The sequence below is a fragment of the Paracoccus fontiphilus genome, assembly GCF_017356265.1.
Lineage (GTDB): Bacteria > Pseudomonadota > Alphaproteobacteria > Rhodobacterales > Rhodobacteraceae > Paracoccus > Paracoccus fontiphilus.
Window position 1 is genome coordinate 98562 of record NZ_JAFNAW010000004.1, and the last position, 21844, is coordinate 120405.

Below are 21844 nucleotides of genomic sequence, written 5' to 3' on the forward strand. Positions count from 1 at the left end.
GGGGAAAGGGCGAAGGGTGATCGGAAAGCTTCTGTTGACGGGGGTGTTGGGTCTTGCCGGGCTGTGGTTCGCGGCCGAGCCGCTTCTGGTGGCGCAAGCCCGGAGGCATGTGCAGGCCGAAACGGTCGCAGCGCAGCCGGGGGCGGGGCGGTTGGGCCTGGTGATGACAGGGCTGGTCATTCCGGCGCGGCAAGGGCAGGTGGAACTGCCGGCGCTGGATCTGTGGCTCACGCCGGCGGCCCCGACCACGATAAGGCTTGCCCTGCCCCCGGAGGCGATGTTGCAGGGCGCCGCCGGAAACCGGGTTGTCGGCATGGACCGGGCCACTGGCGCCGTGACCCTGTCACCCCTGGGCAGGGTCACGCAGGCAAGGGCCGGCTTCGCGGCGCTGTCCCTTGATGGCCGGCCCCTTGCCGAAGAGGGCGGCATGACCGCGGAACGCGTGTCCGACGACCGGCTTGCGGGACATCCCTACCAGGTGCAGGTCGCTCTGCCGCGGCTGCATCTTCCGCAGGTTTCGTCCGCACGGGGCGGGCTGCGGCTGTGGCTGGATCGCCCGCTTGCCGCCACGACGCAGCAGCCGCCCGCCGTGCTTGGCGTGGCGAGCGAGGATTTCGAGGTCGATGCGGGGGCCTTCGCGCTGCGGCTGGCAGGGCAGCTTTCCAAGGGCGGGGATGGACGAACCCAGGGCCGCGTCGCCATCTACAGCAGCGATGCCGCCGCCATGCTGGAGGCCGCGATCGAGGCGGGCCTGATGCCGCCGAACGTCCGCCTGCTTGCGCGGGCCATGCTGAACCGGATCGGCCAGATGGAGTTTGACGGGGGTGATGCCGGACTGCCGCCCGCGCCCGACGGGCAGGTCCGCATCCCGCTGGAGATGCGGGATGGCCGCATGTATCTGGGCACCATCGAGATCGGCGCGGCCCCGGCCTGGCCCGTCCCCTAACGGCCGGCAGGGGCGACGCGTCCGAAATCGGGCGCGGCGGTGTCCTGCCCGGCCTCGATGATTCCGCGGCGGATCGCCCGGGTGCGGGTGAAGTAATCGAACAGCTGCTGGCCGTCGCCCATGCGGATGGCGCGCTGCAGCATGAACAGTTCCTCGGTGAAGCGGCCGAGGATGTCCAGCGTCGCCTCCTTGTTGTGCAGGAACACGTCGCGCCACATGGTCGGGTCGCTGGCGGCGATGCGGGTGAAGTCGCGGAAGCCGGCGGCGGAATACTGGATCACCTCCTCGTCCGTGACGCGGCGCAGGTGGTCGGCGACGCCCACCATCGTATAGGCGATCAGGTGAGGCGCGTGGCTTGTCACCGCCAGGACCAGATCGTGATGCGCGGCCTCCATGCTGTCGGTCTTGGCGCCCATGGCGCGGACCAGGTCCAGCAGGCGCGAAACGGCTGCCGGGTCGCTGTCGGGCAGCGGGGTCAGCAGCCACCAGCGATTGCGGAACAGGCTTGCAAAGCCCGAGCGGGGTCCGGAATGCTCGGTCCCCGCAAGGGGATGGCCGGGCACGAAATGAACGCCCGCCGGGATATGCGGTCCCACGGCATCGATAACGGCCTGCTTGACCGAGCCCACGTCGGTGACGGTCGCGCCGGGCTTCAGATGTCCGGCGATCTCCTCGGCCACGGGGCCCATTGCGCCGACCGGCACTGCCAGGACGATCAGGTCGGCACCGGCCACAGCCTCGGCCGCGCTGTCGGCGATGCGGTCGCAAAGGCCGATGTCGCGGGCGATGTCGCGGGTTTCCGCGCTGCGGGCGAAGCCCACCACTTCGCGCGCAAGGCCCATCTCGCGGATCGCATGGGCCATCGATCCGGCGATCAGGCCAAGGCCGATCAGGGCGACGCGGTCATAGATGACGCTCATGCGCTCCTCCGATCGGCCATGAAGCGGCCCAGGCAGTCGATCACGCGGGTGACCCCGTCCTCGTCCCCGACGGTGATGCGCAACGCGGCGGGCAGGCCGTATCCGGCAACGCGCCTGACCAGGATGCCGTCCTGCCGCAGGGCCGCGTCGGCTTCTTCCGCTTCCGAGGGGTTGGCAAAGCGCGCCAGCACGAAGTTCGCGAAGCTTTCGTCGCAGCCGATCCCCATCTGGATCAGCGACTGGCGCATCCGGTCGCGCATCCGGTCATTCAGGTCGGCGCAGTGATCGCGGAAGGCGGTGTCGCGAATCGCGGCCTCGGCTGCGGCCATCTGCGCGTTCGACAGGTTGAAGGGCTGCCGGATGCGGTTGAGCACGTCGATGATGTCGCGGGACGCATAGCCCCAGCCGATGCGCAGCCCCCCGAGGCCGTGAATCTTCGAAAACGTCCGCGTCATGATGACGTTGGGGTGCCTGTCCACCAAGGCGGCGCCGCCATCGGCCCCTGCCGCGAATTCGGTATAGGCGCCGTCATGGACCAGCAGGACCGTCGCGGGAAGGCCATCCACCAGGTGCTGAAGCTCATCCGCTCCCAGCATGGTGCCGGTCGGGTTGGCCGGATTGGCGATGAAGACGATCCGCGTCCGGTCGGTCAACGCGGCAAGGATCGCGTTCACGTCGATGCGGCGCTCGGCCTCGGGCACGGTGACGGGCACGGCGCCGACCATGCGGGCCAGGATCGGATACATGGAAAAGCCATGCTCGGTCGTGATGACCTCGTCGCCGACGCCCGCAAAGGACTGCACCACGAACTGCAGGACCTCGTCCGAGCCGACGCCGCAGATGATCCGGTCGGGGTCAAGGCCGTGAACCTCTCCGATGGCGCGGCGCAGGGCGGCGTGGTCGGTCGATGGATAGCGGTGCAGGTTCGCCGCGGCATCGGCATAGGCGGCGCGCGCCTTGTCGCTGCATCCAAGGGGGTTCTCGTTCGACGACAGCTTCAGCACCTCGCCACGCCCCGGCAGCTTGCTTTCGCCGCTGACATAAAGCGCGATATCCATGATGCCGGGTTGGGGGGTGATTTGCGTCATTGGCTTTCCTTGTTCCCGGACTATTTATTAGCCGGGGCCGGTCTTGGAAAGTGCCGAAACCAGTTGTGATCCCGTCCTGCATTGCGGATAACCGCCGCAAGATTTCAGCTCGGTCTTCAAGTAGATGTTTCAGGCAAGCTTTCCCAAGGTCGTCATCGTCGCGGACAATGCCTCGGCGCGGTTCGGTGGCGAAGCCTTCCTGCCCTTGAACTACTTCCGGCTGCTGCTGAAGCGCGGCTACCCGGTCAGGCTGATCGCGCACCAGCGCAACGCCGAGGAACTTCTTGCGATGCCCGACTGCGATCCGGGCCGGATGCATTTCGTTCCCGACACCCGCTGGCACAAGATGGCGTGGTCCGTCTTCGGGCGCCTGCCAGAGCCCTTTCCGTGGCTGCTTGGCGGCAGCCTGCTCAACTGGCTGAACAGGCTCCATCAGCGGCGGATCATTCGAAGGCTTGTCGCCGCAGGCGAGGCGCAGGTCATTCACCAGCCGACGCCCGTGTCGCCCTTGTGGCCGACCAGCCTGCATCGCTTCGGACTGCCCTTGGTCCTGGGGCCGATGAACGGCGGAATGGATTATCCCCCCGGCTATGAGGATTACGAGCAGAAGGGCGTGCGCGCCGCGATCCTTGGCGGGCGTCGGCTGGCCTTGACGCTGAACAGGCTCATGCCCGGCAAGCACCGGGCCGCCGCCCTGCTGGTGGCCAACGACCGCACCCGGCGCGCCTTGCCCGATCCCGACCACCCCCGCATCGGCACCCTGATCGAGAACGGGATCGATTTCAGCCGTTGGAGGGCCCCGGGGACCGATCGTCCGGCAACGCCGGCAGGCAAGCTGCGCCTGGTCTTCGTCGGCCGCTTCGTCAAGCTGAAGGCCATAGACATCACCCTGCGGGCAATCGCGCGGGCACGGGACAGCGGCGCCGACGTCACGCTCGATCTGCTGGGAGACGGAGAGGAGCGGGGCTCCTTGCAGGCGTTGGCAACAGAGCTGGGGATTGCCGACAGCGTGGTCTTCCACGGTTTCCAGCCGCAAGAGCGTTGCGCCGAGATCATGGGACGGTCGGACGCGCTGATCCTGAATTCACTGCGCGAATGCGGGGGAGCGGTCGTGCTGGAGGCCATGGCGATGGGCCTGCCTGTCATCGCCAGCGCCTGGGGCGGGCCGCTGGACTATCTGGACGATCAAAGCGGCATTCTGGTTCATCCCGCCCCGCGCGCCGACTTTGCCGAAAGGCTTGCGCAAGCGATCGTGACGCTGGCCGACGATCCCGACCTGCGGCTGCGCCTGGGCAGGACCGGCCAGGTGACCGCGAAAAGCCGTTTCGACTGGGAAGCGAAGGTGGATCGCATGATCGAAATCTATGCCGACGTCGCCGCCGGACAGAAAGCGGGGGCGGCCGCAGCCTGAGCGGCGGGGACGTAGTGCCTGCCGGATGAGGTGCATCCACGACATGCGGTCCGGGAGCTTGTTCGGGCAGGCGAGGTGCTGGACAAGCATCCCTGACGACGGGAGGATGCTTGCGGTGTGGTCCGGCATTTCGAAATGACCCGAATGCCCGGTGCCAAACGAAAAGGGCCGCATCGCGATGATGCGGCCCTTTCGATGAAACTGCGAAGGATCAGTTCTTCGCGTAGTATTCGACGACCAGGTTCGGCTCCATCACAACGGCATAGGGGACATCGCCCAGCGCCGGGGTGCGCACGAAGGTCGCGGTCATCTTGTTGTGGTCGACTTCCAGGTAGTCCGGAACATCACGCTCGGCCAGGCCGACGGCTTCCAGAACGATGGCCAACTGGCGCGACCGATCACGGATGGCGATGACGTCGCCTTCCTTGACGCGGTAGGACGCGATGTTGACGCGCTGGCCGTTCACGGTGATGTGGCCGTGGTTCACGAACTGGCGGGCGGCAAAGATGGTCGGCACGAACTTGGCGCGGTAGACGACGGCGTCCAGACGGCGCTCCAGCAGACCGATCAGGTTCTCGCCGGTATCGCCCTTGACGCGCTCGGCCTCGGCATAGATGCGGCGGAACTGCTTTTCGGTCAGGTCGCCGTAATAGCCCTTCAGCTTCTGCTTGGCGCGCAGCTGGGTGCCGAAGTCCGACAGCTTGTTCTTGCGGCGCTGGCCGTGCTGGCCGGGGCCGTATTCGCGGCGGTTGACCGGGGACTTGGCGCGGCCCCAGATGTTTTCGCCCATGCGGCGGTCGATCTTGTACTTGGCAGACGTGCGTTTGGTCACGGCTGATCTCCTTCTTGCGTTATACGAAGGGCGTTGTCCTTTGATCCGGAGATCCGACAGGTTTCCCCTTGCGGGGTCCACCAACACCAATGAAGTGCGCGCTTATAAGGCCGGGTGCGCCACTGTCAAGTCAGCGCGCCGCCGGGTTCGAAGAAATGCGCAAGCGGCAGGGCGGCGGCCCCCAGGATACGGGCGCTGCGGGCCAGGCTGCCCTCGATGATTTCGGGGCGGTCGATGCCCGCTGCCGGCAGCCTGGCCATGGCCGCGCGGGTGGCTTCGACAAGCGCCGCCCGGGTGGGCCGGGGAATGGCCCCGTCGATGACCACGACCGGGATGTCGAGCAAGGCCACGGCTGACAGGGCGACAAAGGCCAGCGCATCGCCTGCCTCGGCAATCCATCGCCCTTCGGTGTCCGGGGGCACCTGCCAGCCTGAATCGTCCGGGGGCAGGGACCGGCCCAGCCGGGCTTCCAGGGTCGAGACCGAGGCGCAGTCCAGAAGCTGCCGGCCGCCGGGGATCGGCATGGACCCCAGCGCCCCGGCGTTGCGGCGGGGGCCGACCCGCAGCCGGCCATCCAGGACCACGCCTCCGCCGGCGAAATGCGCGACATACAGATGCACGAAGTCGCGGGGCAGGGCAGAGCGGCCGAAGATCAGTTCGGCCGCGCAGGCGGTGCTGGCGTCGTTTTCCAGAAAGACGGGGAAGGGCAGGTCCTCGGCCAGCCGGCCGGCCAGGTCGAAGCCGTGCCAGCCCGCCATCTCGGACCCCCAATCCCAAAGACGGAACGGCGTCGCCACGCCAAGGCCCGCGATTCGTGCATCTGGCGGCAACGATCCGAGGATCGTCGCGATGCCATTGCGGGCAAAGGTCAGCACGCGATCCGGGGTGGGATGGCCGTATATTTCCTGTCGGTGGATTTTTACCCGCCCCACGAAATCGACAAGCGCCAACTCGACCAGCCTGCGCCCGATCTTCAGGCCCAGGAACTGCGCGCCGTCAGGCGCCAGGGACAACGGTGTGGACGGCTGCCCGACCTTGCCGCGCACGACCGCCCCCGCATCCAGAAAGCCGTTCCGGATCAGGTTTCTGGTCAGATTGGTGATGGCCTGCGGCGAAAGGCCGGTCGTTTGCGCAAGGGCAGCACGGGGCAAGGGGCCGCGTCGCCGGACCAAGGACAGGATCTGGCGTTCGTTCCAGCTGAGATCAATCCAGGGCGTGAGGTCATTCGGCATTTGCGTTGTCCCTTCCTGCGGCATTAATCAACAGGATTGATTTATTGACAAGCGGAAACGCTTCATGCTTTCTGAAACGGCAAGGCGGAGGAGGTGCCGCCAATCGGAGGAGTTTCAAGAATGATCACCCAATCTTCGGTACGCCTGCTGGTGGCGGCATCGGTCCTGGCCCTGTCGGCGGGCGTCGCGGCCGCCCAAGAGCCGGTCAAGGCCTGCATCATCACCAAGACGGACATCAACCCCTTCTTCGTGAAGATGAAGGAAGGCGCGACCGCCAAGGCCGAGGAACTCGGCATCGAGTTGATGAGCTTCGCGGGCAAGATCGACGGCGACCACGAGACCCAGCAGCAGGCGATGGAAAGCTGCATCGCGGCGGGCGTTAAGGGCATCCTGATCACCGCGTCCGACACCAAGGCGATCACCGAATCGGTCAAGCAGGCGCGCGACGCGGGCATCCTTGTCATCGCGCTGGACACGCCGCTTGACCCGATCGACGCGGCCGACGCGACCTTTGCCACCGACAACCGCGAGGCGGGTCGCCTGATCGGCGCATGGGCCGCGGGCAAGATGGGCGACGGCGCCAAGGACGCCAAGATCGCCATGCTGGATCTGTCCGCCAGCGCGCCCTCGGTCGATGTGCTGCGCGACCAAGGGTTCCTGGAAGGCTTCGGCGTCGACGTGAAGGACAACAACGTCATCGGCGACGAGGATGACGCCCGCATCGTCGGCCACGACGTCACCTCGGGGAACGAGGAGGGCGGGCGTCAGGCCATGGAGGCGCTGATGCAGAAGGACCCGGCGATCAACCTGGTCTACACCATCAACGAACCGGCCGCAGCGGGCGCCTATGAGGCGCTGAAATCCTTTGGCATGGAAGGCAACGCGACCATCGTGTCGGTGGACGGCGGCTGCCCGGGCGTCGAAAACGTCAAGGCGGGCGTGATCGGCGCGACCTCGCAGCAGTATCCGCTGAAGATGGCGTCGATGGGGATCGAGGCGATTGCCGCCTTCGCCAAGGACGGCACCAAGCCGCAGGCAACCGAAGGGCTGGATTTCACCGACACCGGCGTGAACCTGGTCACGGACCAGCCGGTCGAGGGCGTGCCCTCGATCAGCGTCGAGGACGGCTTGGCCCAGTGCTGGGGCTGACCTGATCATCCGGGCGGTGGCACTGCTGCCGCCCCTTCATGACCGGAGACACCGATGTCCGACACACCCGACCCCGTGGTCGCGCGCAATCCGTCCGAGACGGTGGCCAGCTTCGAGCATCACTCGCGCGGCGCGCTTGACTGGGTGCAGCACTTCCTGCACCGCTATCCAACCATGGTTCCGGTCATCGTGCTGGTGCTGTCGCTGATCGCCTTCGGGTTGATTTCGCCCAACTTCTTCTCGGCGTTCAACCTGTCGCTGATCCTTCAGCAGGTCGCCGTGGTGGGCACGCTGGCCGCCGCGCAATCGCTGGTGATCCTGACGGCGGGCATCGACCTGTCGGTCGGCGCGGTCATGGTGATGGTCTCTGTCATCATGGGCAAGCTGTCGGTCGATTTCGGGCTTCCCGTGCCGATCTCGATCCTGGTCGGGCTGGCGGTGGGCGCGGCGACCGGCGCGCTGAACGGCGCGCTTGTGACGCGGCTGAAGCTGCCGCCCTTCATCACGACGCTGGGGACGTGGAATATCTTCCTTGCGTTGAATTATTACCTGTCGAACCGCGAGACGATCCGCAGCCAGACCCTGGACGCCGAGGCGCCGCTGCTGAAGCTGTTCGGCGAGCGTTTCAACCTGGGCGGCGCCGTGCTGACCTATGGCGTGGTGCTGATGCTGATCGTGTTCGCGGTGCTGTGGTATGCGCTGTACCAGACCGCCTGGGGCCGCCGCGTCTATGCCGTGGGCGACGACCCCGAGGCCGCCTCTCTGGCCGGCATCCAGACCAGGCGCGTGCTGATGTCGGTGTATGTCGTCGCGGGCGTGATCTGCGCACTTGCCGCCTGGTCGTCCATCGGCCGCGTCGGATCGGTCAGCCCGACATCATTCTTCGAGGCGAACCTGGAATCCATCACGGCCGTGGTGATCGGGGGGATTTCGCTGTTTGGCGGCAGGGGCTCGATCCTGGGTCCGCTGATCGGGGCGCTGATCGTCGGCGTCTTCAACTCGGGGCTGCGGCTGGCCGGCGTGGACGTGCTGTGGCAGCTTTTCGCGACCGGCTGGCTGATCATCGTCGCCGTCGCCATCGACCAATGGATCAGGAAGATCTCATCATGACCGAGCCGCTTCTTTTCGCCCGCAACCTGGTCAAGCGCTATGGCCGCGTGACCGCGATGGACCACGCCGACTTTGACCTTTATCCCGGCGAGATCCTGGCCGTGATCGGCGACAACGGCGCAGGAAAATCAAGCCTTATCAAGGCGCTTTCCGGCGCCGTGCAACCCGACGAGGGCGAGATCCGGCTGGACGGCAAGCCCGTCAGTTTCGCGAGCCCTCTGGAGGCGCGGCAGGCGGGGATCGAGACGGTCTACCAGACGCTGGCCCTGTCGCCCGCGCTGTCGATATCCGACAACATGTTCATGGGTCGGGAAATCCGTCGCCAGGGCGTTCTGGGCAAGTGGTTCGGGATGCTGGACAAGCCCGCCATGGACGCCTTTTCCCGCCAGAAGCTGTCGGAGCTGGGGCTGATGACCATCCAGAACATCGGCCAGCCGATCGAGACGCTGTCGGGCGGCCAGCGGCAGGGGGTGGCGGTGGCGCGCGCCGCGGCCTTTGGCAGCCGCGTCATCATCCTGGATGAACCGACCGCGGCATTGGGGGTCAAGGAAAGCCGCCGGGTGCTGGACCTGATCCTGGACGTGCGGTCGCGCGGCATTCCCATCGTGCTCATCAGTCACAACATGCCCCATGTCTTCGAGGTTGCGGACCGCATCCATATCCATCGGCTGGGCCGCAGGCTTTGCGTCATCAATCCCAAGGAACATACGATGTCGGACGCGGTCGCCTATATGACCGGCGCACGGGTTCCCGAGGCGCTGGCGGCATGACTGATGCGGCAGGGGGGCATTGCCCCCCGTCCTTCGGACTCCCCCCAGGGTATTTCGACAACGAAGAAGGGCGAGGGCTGCTGAATCGCATTCGCGGACTGGAGGGCCCGCGGGTGCTGGTTGCCGTCGCGGGGGCGCCCGGGTCGGGAAAGTCCACCTTGGCCGCGGCCTCGGCCGCGCGGTTTCCTGATGCCGTGCTGGTGCCGATGGACGGCTTTCATCTGGATGACCGTTTGCTGGAGGCGCGCGGTCTTCGCAGCCGCAAGGGAGCAGTCGAGACCTTCGACGCGGAGGGATTTGCCGCTTTGGTCGAGCGGACGGCCGTGCCGGGCAGCGAGGTGATCTTTCCCGTCTTCGACCGGGACCGCGAGATCGCCATTGCCGGGGCGGGCGTTGTGGCGCCGCATCACCGGATCGTCGTCATCGAAGGGAATTACCTGCTGCTGGACGCCGTGCCCTGGAGCCGGTTGCGATATGATCTGACGATCTGGCTGGACGTGGCCGAGGCGGAACTGGAACGCCGCTTGACGGCGCGATGGCAGGGCTATGGCAAGGATGAAGGCCAGATCGCCGCGCATCTGCGGAACGATCTGGCCAATGCGCGCCTTGTTGCCCGGCAGTCGCGCCGGGCCGATGTGTCAGTCGCGCAGCCGTCCCATCAGGAACCAGGCAAAGGCTGAGCAGATCAGGGCCGCCGTGATCGCCGGAACCGCGGTGCCGTTGTAAAGCTGCCCGACCGGAGCGGCGATCAGCGTGGCGGCGATGGTGGACAGGGCCGCGATGATCGACGCGGCCATGCCGGCGATATGGCCCATGCGCTGCAAGGCCAGGGCGTTGAGGTTGCCGAAGGTCACGCCCGCCATGAAGAACACGCTGACGGCCCAGAAGAAGAAGGCCGGGAAACGCAAGCTGGCGGGCAGGGCATCCGTCAGGGTCAGCGTCAGCATGACGCCCGACACGACGGTCTGCATGATATAGGCCCATTTGGCGATCCGCCGCATTCCGAAGCGCATCACGAAGGTCGCGTTCAGCAGCGTGCCGGCCCCCGACAGGATCGCCATCAGCGCGAACCAGGCGGGGAAGTTGTCGCCCTTGCCGTAAGCCTCGCCGAAAAGCTGCTGGGCCGAGGACAGGAGCGCGAACATCTGCCCGAAGCCAAGCGTCAGGACCAGCGTGCAGAGCATGACCTGGCGATCGGACAGGACCTCTCGGGCGGCGGCGCTCAGCGGACCGAGGCGCAGCGGCCTGCGTTCCGAGGGCGGCAGGGTTTCCGCCTGCCGAAGCCCCAGCCAGCTTGCGCCAACCAGCGCGAACAGGATGAAGGCGCCGAACACGCCTTGCCAGCCCGAAAACCAGATGATGCCCGCGCCGATGGAAGGTGCCAAGGCCGGGATCATGATGAACACCATCATCACGAAGGAGGAGATGCGGGCCATTTCCCGGCCCGAGTAGAGGTCGCGGATCAGGGCCAGCCCGATGATCCGGGGACCAGAGGCGCCAAGGCCCTGGACGAAACGGGCGGCCAGCAGGAACTCGATCGAATTGGCGAAGATCGCCGCGATGGTGGCGGCGATGTAGATGCCCGTTCCCAGGAAGATCGCCGACTTGCGCCCCATCGCATCCGACAACGGACCTGCGAACAGGGTGCCAAGACCCATTCCCGCCATGAAGGCCGTCAGGATCAGCTGCGCACGGTTGACGTTGCCGGGGGTCAGCTGGGCCGCGATATCGGGCAGCGCGGGCAGCATGGCGTCGATGGAGAAGGCGACGGTGGCGAACAGGAACGCCAGCATCGCCACGAACTCGGGCAGAGGCAAACGGCGCTGGGGGGCGCTTGCGTCGGAAACGGTCACGGACATGAAGGGGCCTTTCGGTCAGGCCAGCCCCATACACCAAAATTGCATACTGTGCAAGTTAGTTCGACGGTGCCTTGGTCAACTCGTCGATGACCTGCTGCCAGAGTTCGGCAGGCTGCGCGCCGCTGACGGCGTGGCGATCGGCAACGATGAAGGTCGGGACCGAGGTGATGCCGCGCTGGCGGGCATGTTGCTCTCGGGCGGCGACTTCATCGCGGTCGGAAGCACCGGCCAGCAGACGGGCGACAAGGTCCGCGTCCATGCCCGCGGCGCCTGCGATGCGCCCAAGTTCGTCCGGATCGCCGATGTCGCGCGCTTCTTGCCAGTGGGCGCGCAGCAGGCCGGACATCACGCGGGTCTGCGCGCCTTCCAGCCCGGCCCAATGCATCAGCCGGTGCGCATCGGTGGTATCGGGTTCGCGCGGCGATGGGTTCAGCGTCAGGCCAAGGCTGGCGGCCCGCTGCGCCACGGCGCGGGACGCCTGTTCGGCACGGTCGCCCAGCTTGGTGCGCAGGTACTCGATCCGGTCCATGCCACCCGGGGGCATCTGCGGGTTCAGCCGGAACGGATGCCAGGCGATCCGGAAGGGATGGGACGGGCGGCTTTCCAGTGCGCGGTCAAGTTCCACCTTGCCGATCAGGCACCACGGGCAGACGGGGTCCGCGAAGATGTCGAGCGGGATCATGGCGGGTTCCTTCTGGCATAGGGCGGCCGCAAATGGAAAACGGCCCGCAAGCGGGCCGTTCCGCAACCCTTGAAAGCTGGATCAGAGCAGCTTCAGATCGCTGGCCGAGGCGCGGCCGTCACGGCCCGACTGCAGTTCGTATGCGATCTTCTGGTTGTCTTTCAGGCCCGTCAGCCCGGCGCGTTCCACGGCCGAGATGTGGACGAAGATGTCCTTGCCGCCGTCATCGGGGGCGATGAAGCCATAGCCTTTGGTGGCGTTGAACCATTTAACCGTTCCGGTCGCCATAACCGTTCTCTCCTTCAAGTCATCCCGACGCAGGATTGCGCCAGGCCGTGCAGCCCGCTTTCGAACTTCCGGCTGCCCATGAAGGGAGGCGGTAGAAAGGCATTCGCTCACGCAGTTGAGAGGATGGACGAATCGTTAAAAAAGGCAAGCGGGAAACGCGCGCGAACAGGCGTCCGCACGCGAGAACCCGCAAGATTGACACAATTCAGCGCAGGTCGGGCGGCGTGGCTTCGTCTTTCAGAACGGCAACAGCCTCGGCTAGCGGTAACAAGCGTGAACCCTGCTGGTCCAGGCGCCGAAGCGATACGGTGCGATCTTCTACCTCTTTCATGCCGATGGCAAGAATCGCGGGGACTTTCCCGACGGAATGTTCGCGGACCTTGTAGTTGATCTTCTCGTTCCGGGTATCCGCCTCGGCCCGGATGCCCGCCGCGCGCAAGGTTTCGACGACCTCGGCCACATAGGCGTCCGCGTCGGACACGATCGAGGCCACGACCACCTGCCGGGGTGCCAGCCAGAAGGGCAGCTTGCCCGCGCTGTTCTCGATCAGGATGCCGATGAAGCGTTCGAAGCTGCCCAGGACCGCGCGATGCAGCATGATCGGGCGGTGCTTGGCGCCGTCGGTGCCCACATATTCCGCGTCCAGCCGCTCGGGCAGGTTTGGGTCAACCTGCAGCGTGCCGCATTGCCAGTCGCGACCGATGGCGTCTGTCAGCACGAATTCCAGCTTGGGACCGTAGAAGGCGCCCTCGCCGGGGAAGATGGTGAAGTCGTGGCCCGCCGCCTTGCAGGCGTTGCCAAGCGCAGATTCGGCCCGGTCCCAGCTTTCCTCGGTCCCGATGCGCTTTTCGGGGCGGGTGGACAGCTTGATGCGCCAGTCGGTGAAGCCCAGGTCGGCATAGATGCCGGACAGGAAGTCGATGAACTTCTTGGTCTCGGCCTCGATCTGGTCCTCGGTGCAGAAGATATGCGCGTCGTCCTGGGTGAAGCCGCGCACCCGCATGATCCCGTGCAGCGCACCCGAGGGTTCGTAGCGGTTGCAGGACCCGAACTCGGCCATGCGCAGGGGCAGGTCGCGATAGGACTTCAGGCCGTGGTTGAACACCTGCACATGGCAAGGGCAGTTCATGGGCTTCAGCGCGTTGACCGTCTTGGTCTTGGCGTGCTCCTCGTCCACCTCGACGATGAACATGTTTTCCTGGTAGTTGTCCCAGTGGCCGGACGCTTCCCACAGCTTGCGGCTGACGACCTGCGGGGTGTTCACCTCGACATAGCCGTCGGCGCGCTGCTTGCGGCGCATGTAGTCCTGCAGCGTGGTGTAGATGTTCCAGCCGTTCGGGTGCCAGAAGATCTGACCCGGCGCTTCCTCCTGCATGTGGAACAGGTCCATCTCGCGGCCCAGCTTGCGGTGGTCGCGCTTGGCGGCCTCCTCCAGCATGGTCAGGTGGGCCTTGAGGTCGTCGCGGTTGCGGAAGGCCACGCCGTAGATGCGTTGCAGCATCGGGCGGCTGCTGTCGCCCAGCCAATAGGCCCCGGCGATATGGGTCAGCTTGAAGGCGTCGGCGGGCAGTTGACCGACGTTCTGCAGATGCGGGCCCCGGCACAGGTCCTGCCAGTCGCCGTGCCAGTACATCCGCAGATCCTCGCCTTCGGGGATGCGGTCGATCAGTTCGACTTTGAACGGCTCACCGCGGTCCTTGTAATAGGCGAGGGCGCGGTCGCGGTCCCAGACCTCGGTGCGGACCGGTTCGCGCAGGGCGATGATCTGCTTCATCGTGGCCTCGATCCGGCCCAGATCCTCAGGTGTGAAGGGCTCGGCGCGGTCGAAGTCGTAGAACCAGCCGAAATCGCGCACCGGCCCGATGGTGACCTTCACGTCCGGCCAGATCTCCTGCACGGCGCGGGCCATGACATGGGCAAAGTCGTGCCGGATCAGTTCCAGCGCGGGGGCGTCGTCCTTCATCGTGTTGATGCTGATCGCGCCCGATGCGTCGATGGGCCAGGCCAAGTCGATGTGGCGCCCGTCCAGGCTGGCCGAGATCGCGCGCTTGGCAAGGCTGGGCGCGATGCTTTCCGCGACCTGCGCGGCGGTGATGCCGGCGGGATAATCGCGCGAATTGCCATCGGGGAAGGTGAGGGAAATCTGGGACATGAAGTCCTCCTCGTCGGTTTGGCGCCCACGGAACGCCCGGTTGCGGGTTATGTGCGGCCTTCCTTGGACCGGGCCGGGAAAACTGTCAAGATAAGCGGGATGACAGCGAAAGGCCGGACATGAGCGAATATCTGGAATCCCCCGCCGGGCGGCGCATCGCATTCCAGCGCAGCAACGGGCGCGGGCCGGGCGTGGTGTTCCTAGGCGGGTTCAAGTCCGACATGACGGGGACCAAGGCCGCCTGGCTGCACGACTGGGCGCGCGAGGGGAACCGCGCCTTCCTGCGCTTCGACTATTCCGGGCATGGCGACAGCAGCGGCTGTTTCGAGGAAGGCAGCATCGGCGACTGGTTCGGGGACGCCTGCCAGATGATCGAGGCACTGACGGACGGGCCGCAGGTGCTTGTCGGGTCGTCGATGGGCGGCTGGATCAGCCTGCTGGTGGCCCGCGCCATGCCGCAGCGGGTGGCGGGGCTGGTGACGATCGCCGCCGCGCCCGATTTCACGGAACAGGGCTTCTGGGCCGGGTTCGACGACGCGCAAAGGCAGGCGCTGATGACGGCGGGCAGGGTGGCGCTGCCCAGCGACTATGACGATCAGCCCTATGTCATCACCCGCCGCCTGATCGAGGACGGGCGCGACCATCTGGTGATGAACCAGCCCCTGCGGCTGCCCTTCCCGGTGCGGTTCCTGCAAGGCACGGCTGATGCGGATGTGCCGGTCGACTGGGCCATGCGGTTGCTGGACCATGCGACGGGCGACGATATCCGGCTGACGCTGGTGAAGGGGGCCGACCACCGCTTTTCGACCCCCGAATGCCTGCGGCTGATCGCGCAATCCATCGACGATGTTCTGGCTTAGGCTGGCGCTTGGCATCCTTGCCGCGCTGGCGCTGATCTGGATCTTCGGCCCGCGCGAAAGGCTGCGGCTTGACCGGGCGGCGCCCGATCCGCCCGCTGACCTGCAAGCGTGGCTGCGGGATCGGGAAAGCGGCATCCGCCCCGAGGTCGCGAGCTATCTGCAATGGGCCGGTCAGCCGGGGCAGGCGACGGATCTGGCGATCCTTTACGTCCACGGCTTTTCTGCCAGCCCGGCCGAGTTGCGTCCCTTGCCCGAGGATCTGGCGCGGCGGTTGAACGCCAATCTGCTGGCCATCCGCCTGACGGGGCACGGGCAGGGCGGCAAGGCCTTGGCCGCCGCCCGCGCGGGTGACTGGTGGCGCGATCTCGCCCTGGGGCTGGCAATCACGCGGCGGCTGGGGCGAAAGGTCGTTGTCCTGGGTATGTCCACGGGGGCCACCTTGACGGCCCTGGCCGCGCGCCGGCCGGACGTAGGCCCGCTGATGGACGGGGTCGTCCTGATCTCGCCCAACTTCGCGCTGCGGGGACGAGGGGCCGGGCTGCTGGACTTGCCCTTTGCCCGCACGATCCTGCGCCTGACCGGCGACCCCGAGCGGTGCTTCGTCACCCGCAACGACATGCACCGGCTGCGGTGGACAAGCTGCTATCCCCTGTCGGCGGCGCTAGCGGTTGGCAGTCTGCTGCGGCAGGCGAGGCAAGGCGATTATCGCGAGGCCCGCGCGCCCGCGCTGTTCATCTGGTCGGATGCTGACCGGATCATCGACCATCGGGCCAGCGCCAGGGTGGCGGCGGGTTGGGGCGGCGGCGCCAAGGTCGTCCACGTGGTGCCGAGGCCGGACGACGACCCCGACGCTCATGTCATCGCGGGCGAGGCCCTGTCGCCGGACTTGACGCGCGATCTGGTCCGAACCGTTGCCGACTGGATCGCAGGGCTTCGCTGACCGCACGATCCGCGCGCTTGCCGGCGGTCATGCGGTTCCTGCGACGCGCCACGAGGGCTAGACGGCGATCTTGCTGCTGTCGCCGATCGGGTCGGTCACGCCGCAATCGGCCGCCACCCCGCCCCGGGCGCGATGCTTCTTCGGCTTGATCGCGTTCGGCAGGTTCATGTTCTCGTCGATGAAATCCAGCACCAGCGGGCGGATGTTCAGACGCCAGGACTTGCCCGCGAAGATGCCGTAGTGACCCGCCCCCGGTTCCAGATGCTGCTTCTTGCGTTCGGCGGGAACGCCCGTGCACAGATCCAGCGCGGCCACGCATTGTCCGGGCGCCGAGATGTCGTCGTTCGCGCCCTCGACCGTCATGATGGCGACATCGGTGATCTTGCCGATATCGACATGACGGCCATTCACGACAAAGCGGTTCTGGGCGATTTCCAGATTCTTGAAGATGCGCCTGACCGTCGAAAGATAGAACTCGGCCGTCATGTCCATGATCGCCAGGTATTCGTCATAGAACTTGTAGTGCTTGTCGCCTTCAGAGCCGGTCCCGCGAGCCTCGGCCCAGATCTTGTCGATGAAGGCGCGGGCATGGGTTTCGGCGTTCATCGCGATGAAGGATGACAGCTGTGCCAGCCCGGGATAGACCATCCGACCCGCTCCGCGATATTTGAAGCCGACGGACTGGATCACCAGATGCTCCAGCTCACCCATGGTCATGCGGTTGCCGAAATCCGTGACTTCGGTCGCGGCGGCGTCGGGATCGACCGGACCTCCGATCAGGATCAGGCTGCGCGGCTGCGAGGCGGGATCATCCTCGGCCAGGATGGCGGTCGCGGCCAGGGCCAGGGGTGCGGGCTGGCAGACGGCGATGACGTTGGTGTCCGGCCCCAGGTGGCGGATGAAGTCCACCAGATACTGGGTGTAATCCTCGATGTCGAACTTGCCCTCGCTGACGGGAATGTCGCGGGCGTTGTGCCAGTCGGTGATGTAAACCTCGCAATCGGGCAGCAGCGAGGTGACGGTGGAGCGCATCAGGGTGGCATAGTGGCCTGACATCGGCGCGATCAGCAGGACCTTGCGGGGCTGGACCTCGCGCCGGGCGACGCGGAAATGGACCAGGTCGCCGAACGGGCGCTTCATGACGGGCTCGACATAGACGATGTGGTCCTGCCCCGATTCGCCCGCAATTGGCGGAATTTCCCAGTCCGGCTTGATGACCATGCGGGCAAAGCTGCGTTCGGTCACGCGGCCCCACGCGCTCATCAGCTTGAACATCGGATGGGGGTTCAGCGCGAAGATCGGGTAGGACGCGATGGCGCGGGCCGAGGCCCCCATCCATTCGTTGGTATTCCGGATCGTCTCCATCGCGTCGTAAGACACGATGCCCTTGATGCCCTTGATCGTCACCTGCGTCGCCCTTTCGCTACTGCGGCATCACAAAAAGCAAGGGTGTGGCAATTCGGTTCCAAAACCCATGTTTGCGCATCGCCCGCCACGCGCATATCATCACCTTGGTATTAAGGGGGAACCGGGATCATGGCAAGAATTGCAGGATCTGGCGGCAGCAAGGCCACCGATGTCGCTTCGGGCGCCGAAACGGGCGGCACCGCTGCAAGAAAGCCCGTCAGAAAGCCTCGCGGCCGGGCGGCAGGCACGTCGGAAAGCGCCCCGCGCGTCGAGGAGCCGGCACCCGCCACCCCGCTTGCGGCGCCGCAGTTGCAGCTTGACCAGGCGGCCTCGACCACCGCCATGCCCCAGTCCGACCACGGCCGCGCGCCCCAAGCGGCGGCCGAGGCGATGGCGATGGGATCATCGCCGTCGACGGCAAAGAAGCTGGCCGAGAACATCGAGCGGATCGAGGCGCTGGGCCAGCGGCTGATGGCGGCGCTGTCGTCCCGCACGAGGTCCAATCCGGGGATCGAAGCCCCGGGCCCCGAATTGTTCGTGACCGCCGCCAACGCCTGGGTGAAGACGCTTTCCGAACAGCCGGGGCGGGTCCTGGAAACCCAGGTCAACTACTGGGGCGAGACGCTGAAGAACTATGCCAACACCCAGATGGCCCTGGCCCGGGGGCAGTTCGCCGCCCCCGAGGATGACAGCCATCCCGCCGGTGACAAGCGTTTCGCCAATCCGCTGTGGCGCAGCCATCCCTATTTCAACTTCGTCAAGCGGCAGTACCTGATCAACGCCAAGGCGCTGAAGGATGCTGCGCAGAACCTGCAACTGCCCGACGACACCGCCCGCCGCCGGATTACTTGGCTGACCGACCAGATCGTGGACATGATGGCTCCCACGAACTTCCTGGCCACGAACCCCGACGCGCTGGAGCGGGCGGTCCAGACCGAGGGCGAGAGCCTCGTCAAGGGGCTGGAGAACCTGGTTCGGGACGTCGAGATGAACGGCGGCGACATCGTCGTCTCGCTGGCCGATCGTGAAGCCTTCTCGGTAGGCGAGAATGTCGGCACGACCGAGGGGGTGGTCGTCGACCGCACGCCCCTTTACGAGCTGATCCAGTACAAGCCCCTGACCGATCAGGTGCACAGGATGCCCCTGCTGATCTTTCCCCCCTGGATCAACAAGTTCTACATCCTGGATCTCAAGCCCCAGAACAGCCTGGTGAAATGGCTGCTCGAACAGGGCCATACCCTGTTCATCGTCAGCTGGAAGAACCCCGACATCAGCTATGCCGACGTCGGGCTCGAAGACTACATGGCCGCTTATCTTGAAGCGATGGACAAGGTCCGCGAGCTGACGGGGCAGCCGCGCCTGAATGTCGTGGGCTATTGCATCGGCGGCACCACGCTGTCGCTGACCCTGGCATTGCTGAAGCAGCGCCAGGACGACCGCGTCAATTCGGCCACGCTGTTCACCACGCTGACCGATTTCTCGGATCAGGGCGAATTCGTCAGTTTCCTTCAGGACGATTTCGTCAACGGCATCGCCGAGGAGGTCCAGCGTCATGGGCTGCTGCGGGCCAAGCTGATGTCCAGGACCATGAGCTTTCTGCGTCCCAACGACCTTGTCTGGGGGCCGGCCATCCGCAGCTACATGATGGGGGAAACCCCGCCGGCCTTCGACCTGCTGTTCTGGAACGGCGACAGCACGAACCTGCCCGGCAGGATGGCGATGCAGTACCTGCGCGGATTGTGCCAGCAGAACGCCTTTGTCGACGGGGGGTACGAGTTGATGGGCCACAAGCTGCACATTTCGGACGTGACGGTGCCGATCTGCGCCGTGACCTGCGAATCGGACCATATCGCGCCCTGGAAGGACAGTTGGCGCGGCGTGGCGCTGATGGGCTCGGCCGACAAGACCTTCATCCTGTCTGAGTCGGGCCATATCGCCGGCATCGTCAACCCGCCCTCCAAGAAGAAATACGGCCACTACATGGGCAGCCGCGATTTCAGCAAGGACCACCATGCCTGGAGGGAATCATCCTCCTTCGCGGAGGGAAGCTGGTGGCCGCGATGGGGCGAGTGGCTGGCCGAAAGGGCAGGGCCGATGGTGCCCGCCCGCGACCCGGGCGTCGGGCTTTCCTCGGCGCCGGGCACCTATGTCCATGAACGGGCGGCGTGATCTTCGGGAAGCAATTTATCCGAAACAGGTGGTTAGGGCGTTTTGAATATCGGGCGGCCTGATCCCGTGCTTATTTCTGCGGCGCAGCATAAAAAACTTGCAATGCCGCACCGCAGCATTCATATTGGCGTCACGAGAATGGTTTTAGCTGCGGAAACATCTCATCGAATTCCTTCCTTCCGCTGCGCTGATAGGAGTGACTGACATGGCGAAGACCCCCGATTTCGCAAAGACCTTCCAGGACATGATGGCGAACTTCCCGATCGACACCTCGTCGTTCCAGGAAGCCTTCAAATCGCAAGGCGCTCTGGGCGAGAAACTGGCCCGCGTCGCGCTGAGCGCCGCCGAGCGTTCGACCGAGATTTCGGCCCAGTGGGCCAAGGACACCCTTGCCCGCATGGGTGAACTGGCCGTCGTCAAGCAGGAACCGTCCGACTATGCCAAATCGCTGAGCGATTTCGCGTCGTCCTCGGCCGAAGTCGCCGCCGAGCACATGGCCGCCTTCGCCGAAGTCGCGAAGAAGGTTCAGATGGACACCGTCGACCTGATGCTGACCGCTGGCAAGGACGTTGCCGCCGACGCGCGCACCGTGACGGAGAGCGTGGTGCGCGACAACCAGATGGCCGTGAAGAAAGCCGCGGCCGCTGCTTCGACCGTCGCCGCGAAATAATCGCGCCCGGCCGCGGGAACAAGAAAGGGGCGCCAGCGCCCCTTTTTTCATGCGCATCCGCTTTTACTCGCAGGTGCAGAATTTTCTTTGCCTTTTGCCCATGCAGAACCCATCATGTCGGAAATCTTTTTCCCGAGGTCCGACATGGCCGGAACGCCCGCCCCCCTTCTGATCAAGCGCTATGCCAGTCGGCGTCTCTATAACACCGAGACAAGCGACTACGTGACCCTCGAGGACATCGCCGCCTTCATCCGCCAAGGCCGAGAGGTCAAGATCGTGGACCTGAAGTCCGGCGACGACCTGACCCGACAGTATCTGCTGCAGATCATCGCCGAGCATGAGGGGCGCGGTGAAAACGTCCTGCCGATCGACGTGCTGACCGATCTCGTGCGCAGCTATACGAGCAGTGCGCAGTCGGTGGTCCCGCAATTTCTAGCGGCAAGCTTCGAGATGCTGCGGGAAAGCCAGTCCAAGCTGATGGAAAACATGTCGGTCATGCCGAACCCGATGTCTCGGGTGCCGGGTTTCGAGGCGATGCACCGGCAGCAGCAGGCTTTCCTGAAGGCGATGATGGGCGGTTGGACCGGATCGTCCGGGCCAGAGCCCGAGGAACTGGACACGGCGGCAACAGGCGACGCCTCGGCCGCCGGCCGCAAGATCAGGCAGCGCCTTGCCCCTGGGGCAGAGGAAACCGAGGACATGGCCGAGATTCGTCGCCAACTGGCGGAACTTCAACAACGTATCGCCAAGCTCTGACTTGCGCAGGCCGCGGACACAAGCTAGACCACGCCCACGGACAGTTGGCCGAGTGGTCGAAGGCGCACGCCTGGAAAGTGTGTAGGCGGGGAACCGTCTCGAGGGTTCGAATCCCTCACTGTCCGCCATATAATCCACCCAGATTATTTATTTATAATAGAAGTTTCGGCCTTGGCCCGTTTTCTTCCCCCAGGACTTCCCCCTTTCTGTTCTGGAACATGCAGGACGTATAGCCGTATCGGCGGGGGGCAGTGCAGTCTTCCTGTCTCGCCAAAACCGCCGACCCGCCGTCTTCTCATTCCGAGTTTCTTGTTGCCGCCTTTGATTTCAGCGCATCCATGCCGGGGGCGGGAGAAATTGTCGCCGTTTTGTTTCGCGATAGCGGGTGATTCTATCGGTTCGGTCTCCGACCGACTGCCGACTTCGAGCCATCCCTCCAGCCGCTTTTTTTTGAATTGAGGATGCGCGCACATTCCGAGGGTGCCGGTCCTTGAGCAAGCCGCGCCCAGCTTTCCGAGAGGTGGTCCGGAATTTCCGACCAGTTTGCCGCTTCGCTAAGCTCGGGCATGGGGGTTATGTCAGGCAGCGGCTTTCAGGTTCTGG

Annotated in this window: 20 protein-coding genes and 1 tRNA gene; 12 read left to right on the plus strand and 9 right to left on the minus strand. The window is 65.5% G+C overall.

What is annotated here, in order from left to right; translation table 11 throughout:
• Positions 1-16: 16 nt before the first annotated feature.
• Positions 17-946 (plus strand): DUF2125 domain-containing protein, encoded by a 930-nt coding sequence (locus tag J0F76_RS02980; RefSeq protein WP_207465557.1) that lies wholly within the window; start codon positions 17-19, stop codon positions 944-946.
• Here the strand turns inward: J0F76_RS02980 and J0F76_RS02985 are convergent.
• Both J0F76_RS02985 and hisC read right to left on the minus strand, forming a co-directional pair.
• Positions 943-1866 (minus strand): prephenate/arogenate dehydrogenase family protein, encoded by a 924-nt coding sequence (locus tag J0F76_RS02985; RefSeq protein WP_207465559.1) that lies wholly within the window; start codon positions 1864-1866, stop codon positions 943-945. The genes J0F76_RS02980 and J0F76_RS02985 overlap by 4 nt on opposite strands.
• Entirely contained in the window at positions 1863-2954 is a 1092-nt protein-coding gene (hisC, locus tag J0F76_RS02990) for a histidinol-phosphate transaminase (protein WP_207465561.1), read from the minus strand. Before hisC ends, J0F76_RS02985 begins: the two co-directional genes overlap by 4 nt.
• 124 nt (positions 2955-3078) lie before the next feature.
• Here hisC and J0F76_RS02995 point away from each other — a divergent pair, with 124 nt between their 5' ends.
• Positions 3079-4365 carry a glycosyltransferase family 4 protein gene (locus J0F76_RS02995; RefSeq protein WP_207465563.1) on the plus strand — a complete coding sequence of 429 codons (1287 nt, stop codon included), beginning with the start codon at positions 3079-3081 and terminating at the stop codon, positions 4363-4365.
• A 211-nt stretch (positions 4366-4576) separates the two neighbouring features.
• On the opposite strand, the gene rpsD is transcribed toward J0F76_RS02995, so the two are convergent.
• Both rpsD and J0F76_RS03005 read right to left on the minus strand, forming a co-directional pair.
• On the minus strand, positions 4577-5197 hold the full coding sequence (gene rpsD / locus J0F76_RS03000; protein ID WP_207465573.1) for a 30S ribosomal protein S4: 621 nt from the start codon (positions 5195-5197) through the stop codon (positions 4577-4579).
• 125 nt (positions 5198-5322) lie between these two features.
• Entirely contained in the window at positions 5323-6429 is a 1107-nt protein-coding gene (locus J0F76_RS03005; protein ID WP_207465575.1) for an ROK family transcriptional regulator, read from the minus strand.
• Between the two features lie 120 nt (positions 6430-6549).
• On the opposite strand from J0F76_RS03005, the gene J0F76_RS03010 reads away from it, so the two are divergent.
• The 4 genes from J0F76_RS03010 (at position 6550) to J0F76_RS03025 (ending at position 10138) form a co-directional block, all read left to right on the plus strand.
• On the plus strand, positions 6550-7578 hold the full coding sequence (locus J0F76_RS03010; RefSeq protein WP_207465577.1) for a sugar ABC transporter substrate-binding protein: 1029 nt from the start codon (positions 6550-6552) through the stop codon (positions 7576-7578).
• A gap of 54 nt (positions 7579-7632) precedes the next feature.
• Complete coding sequence (locus tag J0F76_RS03015) at positions 7633-8688, plus strand: ABC transporter permease (RefSeq protein ID WP_207465579.1); 1056 nt, start codon at positions 7633-7635, stop codon at positions 8686-8688.
• Positions 8685-9458, plus strand: a complete 774-nt coding sequence (locus J0F76_RS03020; RefSeq protein WP_242689947.1) for an ATP-binding cassette domain-containing protein — start codon at positions 8685-8687, stop codon at positions 9456-9458. The genes J0F76_RS03015 and J0F76_RS03020 overlap by 4 nt, the downstream gene beginning before the upstream one ends.
• Positions 9459-9571: 113 nt before the next feature.
• Complete coding sequence (locus J0F76_RS03025) at positions 9572-10138, plus strand: nucleoside/nucleotide kinase family protein (RefSeq protein WP_341351552.1); 567 nt, start codon at positions 9572-9574, stop codon at positions 10136-10138.
• On the opposite strand, the gene J0F76_RS03030 is transcribed toward J0F76_RS03025, so the two are convergent.
• The 4 genes from J0F76_RS03030 to thrS all read right to left on the minus strand — a co-directional run bounded on the left by J0F76_RS03030 (position 10097) and on the right by thrS (position 14439).
• Complete coding sequence (locus tag J0F76_RS03030) at positions 10097-11317, minus strand: multidrug effflux MFS transporter (protein WP_242689948.1); 1221 nt, start codon at positions 11315-11317, stop codon at positions 10097-10099. The two genes, J0F76_RS03025 and J0F76_RS03030, sit on opposite strands and share 42 nt — an antisense overlap.
• Before the next feature lie 55 nt (positions 11318-11372).
• Positions 11373-11999, minus strand: coding sequence for a DsbA family oxidoreductase (locus J0F76_RS03035; protein WP_207465583.1), 627 nt, complete (start codon positions 11997-11999; stop codon positions 11373-11375).
• An 81-nt stretch (positions 12000-12080) separates the two neighbouring features.
• Positions 12081-12287 (minus strand): cold-shock protein, encoded by a 207-nt coding sequence (locus J0F76_RS03040; RefSeq protein ID WP_089388183.1) that lies wholly within the window; start codon positions 12285-12287, stop codon positions 12081-12083.
• Positions 12288-12492: 205 nt separating this feature from the next.
• Positions 12493-14439, minus strand: coding sequence for a threonine--tRNA ligase (gene thrS / locus J0F76_RS03045; protein WP_207465585.1), 1947 nt, complete (start codon positions 14437-14439; stop codon positions 12493-12495).
• A 119-nt stretch (positions 14440-14558) separates the two neighbouring features.
• Between thrS and J0F76_RS03050 the strand changes: the two genes are divergently transcribed.
• Positions 14559-15299, plus strand: coding sequence for an alpha/beta hydrolase (locus J0F76_RS03050; protein WP_207465587.1), 741 nt, complete (start codon positions 14559-14561; stop codon positions 15297-15299).
• Positions 15286-16239 (plus strand): alpha/beta hydrolase, encoded by a 954-nt coding sequence (locus tag J0F76_RS03055; RefSeq protein WP_207465589.1) that lies wholly within the window; start codon positions 15286-15288, stop codon positions 16237-16239. The genes J0F76_RS03050 and J0F76_RS03055 overlap by 14 nt, the downstream gene beginning before the upstream one ends.
• A gap of 57 nt (positions 16240-16296) precedes the next feature.
• On the opposite strand, the gene phaZ is transcribed toward J0F76_RS03055, so the two are convergent.
• Positions 16297-17631, minus strand: coding sequence for a polyhydroxyalkanoate depolymerase (phaZ, locus tag J0F76_RS03060; RefSeq protein WP_207465603.1), 1335 nt, complete (start codon positions 17629-17631; stop codon positions 16297-16299).
• 405 nt (positions 17632-18036) lie between these two features.
• Here phaZ and phaC point away from each other — a divergent pair, with 405 nt between their 5' ends.
• The 4 genes from phaC to J0F76_RS03080 all read left to right on the plus strand — a co-directional run bounded on the left by phaC (position 18037) and on the right by J0F76_RS03080 (position 21369).
• Positions 18037-19815, plus strand: a complete 1779-nt coding sequence (phaC, locus tag J0F76_RS03065) for a class I poly(R)-hydroxyalkanoic acid synthase (protein ID WP_377707087.1) — start codon at positions 18037-18039, stop codon at positions 19813-19815.
• Between the two features lie 205 nt (positions 19816-20020).
• Entirely contained in the window at positions 20021-20485 is a 465-nt protein-coding gene (locus J0F76_RS03070) for a Phasin (RefSeq protein WP_207465593.1), read from the plus strand.
• Between the two features lie 144 nt (positions 20486-20629).
• Positions 20630-21241 carry a polyhydroxyalkanoate synthesis repressor PhaR gene (phaR, locus tag J0F76_RS03075; RefSeq protein WP_207465604.1) on the plus strand — a complete coding sequence of 204 codons (612 nt, stop codon included), beginning with the start codon at positions 20630-20632 and terminating at the stop codon, positions 21239-21241.
• A gap of 38 nt (positions 21242-21279) precedes the next feature.
• Positions 21280-21369, plus strand: a tRNA-Ser gene (locus tag J0F76_RS03080).
• The last annotated feature ends 475 nt before the right edge of the window (positions 21370-21844 follow it).